The organism is Microbacterium sp. BF1, from assembly GCF_019279095.1.
Taxonomy (GTDB): Bacteria; Actinomycetota; Actinomycetes; order Actinomycetales; family Microbacteriaceae; genus Microbacterium; species Microbacterium maritypicum.
This window is the reverse complement of record NZ_JAGYWT010000460.1, coordinates 1-1,943: the sequence shown is the minus strand read 5'-3', so window position 1 is coordinate 1,943 and position 1,943 is coordinate 1. Positions and strand designations below refer to the sequence as shown.

Here is a 1,943-nt window from a genome sequence, read left to right as displayed (position 1 = left end):
CGCTGCTCGGCGGGTGTGTTGGCCAGATCCCACACCTCGCGCTCGAGGAACAGGGAATCCTGCGGATGGATCCCGAGCCCCTCGCTGTACGGGATGTACATGGCCTCTGCGGCGCGGTCCCACGCTTTGCCATCCACGCAGGACAAGCGCCAGACCCCGTCACGGGCGCGATCATCCCGCCGATCTATCAGTCCTCGACGCATGTGCAGGACAGCGTCGGCGGTCTGCGCGGCGGATACGAGTACAACCGTGCGGGCAACCCGACGCGTTCCTCGCTCGAGACGCAGCTCGCGGCCCTGGAAGGGGGTGCGAGCGCGCTGTCGTTCGCATCCGGACTCGCCGCCGAGGATGCACTGCTGCGCGGGATCCTGAAGCCGGGTGACCACATCCTCCTGGGCAACGACGTGTACGGCGGCACGTACCGGCTGCTCACCCGCGTGCTCGCTCCCTGGGGCATCGAGACCACGACGGTCGAGCTCTCCGACGTCGATGCCCTCCGTGCGGCGATCCGTCCCGAGACGAAGGTCGTGTGGCTGGAGACGCCGAGCAATCCGCTCCTGAAGATCGTCGACATCGCCCTGATCGCCGAGATCGCGCACGCGGCCGGTCTGATCGTCGTCGTGGACAACACCTTCGCCTCGCCGGCGCTGCAGCAGCCGCTCGCGCTCGGCGCCGATGTGGTCGTGCACTCCACGACCAAGTACCTGGGCGGGCACTCGGATGTGCTCGGCGGCACGGTCGTGTTCGCCGACGACCGCTTCTTCGACCAGGTCAAGTTCCAGCAGTTCGCGGTCGGTGCCGTCTCCGCGCCGCTGGATGCCTGGCTGACCACTCGCGGCATCAAGACCCTGGCGCTGCGGATGCGGCAGCACTCCGAGAACGCGCAGGCCATCGCCGAGTGGGCGCAGGAGCGTCCGGAGTTCGCGCAGGTGTACTTCCCCGGGTTGCCCTCGCACCCCGGCCACGAGATCGCCGCGAAGCAGATGAGCGGATTCGGCGGGATGCTGTCGTTCGGGCTCGCCGCGGGAGCCGACACGGCACGGGCGTTCGTCGAGAGCACCTCGCTGTTCCAGCTCGCCGAGTCGCTGGGCGGCGTCGAGTCGCTCATCGGGTACCCGCCGGACATGACGCATGCCTCCGTGCGCGGCACCGAGCTCGCGGTCCCGGAGAACATCGTGCGGCTCTCGGTCGGCATCGAAGACGTGAGCGATCTGATCGCCGACCTCGAGCAGGCGCTCGACCGCGTCTCCCGCTGACCGCGCGAGACGCGGTATCCGAGACGCATCCCGCGCAGCTGCCAGGGTGCGTCTCGGATCTGTGGCGGTCGGAGGAGGGCAGAGCGGCGGTAACATAGGGGCTTCCCCAGGTCGAATCGATTCGACCCATGTATTCCCCCGAACTCTGGAAGGACGTCGTGTCCGACGCTCCCCGCACTGATTCCCTCCCCGTCGTGAAGGCGGACGATTCCGCTGCCGACGCGCAACAGGCCCCGCAGCCGGAGCACACCGCGACGGGAAGCATCCGCATCCCGAGCGCGACCGGCGCGATCCGCACACTCGGCGCGAACCCCGCGACCGCTCCGGTCATGCTGCACCCCGGAGATGCGATCTCCCTCGGCCGCCGGACGCTGTACATCATCCTGCTCGGCGCGCTCACGGCTCTCGGCCCGTTCACGATCGACCTGTACCTCCCGGCGTTCCCGGTGCTGGAGGAGGACTTCCAGACCACGGCCGCCGCGATCCAGCTGACCCTGACCGGGACGATGATCGGGTTCGCGCTCGGTCAGCTCGTGGTCGGACCGCTCAGTGACAAGGTCGGGCGTGGACATCAATCAGATCGGTGATCATCGCTGCTTCGCCATCCGTCGTTCGAGCCACGCGCTGAAGCGCGTGAGCGGGATCGTCACGATCAGGTACAGGATCGCCGCCATGATCAGCGGCGTC

Annotated in this window: 1 protein-coding gene and 1 pseudogene; both read left to right on the top strand. The window is 68.3% G+C overall.

Annotated elements, in window-relative coordinates:
• Window positions 1-65: 65 nt before the first annotated feature.
• Window positions 66-1,256 (top strand): cystathionine gamma-synthase, encoded by a 1,191-nt coding sequence (locus KZA10_RS13625; RefSeq protein ID WP_256934844.1) that lies wholly within the window; start codon window positions 66-68, stop codon window positions 1,254-1,256.
• Window positions 1,257-1,414: 158 nt separating this feature from the next.
• Window positions 1,415-1,822: pseudogene (locus KZA10_RS13620) on the top strand (MFS transporter); the annotation flags it as partial.
• Between the last annotated feature and the right edge of the window lie 121 nt (window positions 1,823-1,943).

Coding starts and splice junctions, on each gene's coding strand:
- KZA10_RS13625 (WP_256934844.1), top strand. CDS start 66: ATGGATCCCGAGCCCCTCGCTGTACGGGATGTACATGGCCTCTGCGGC.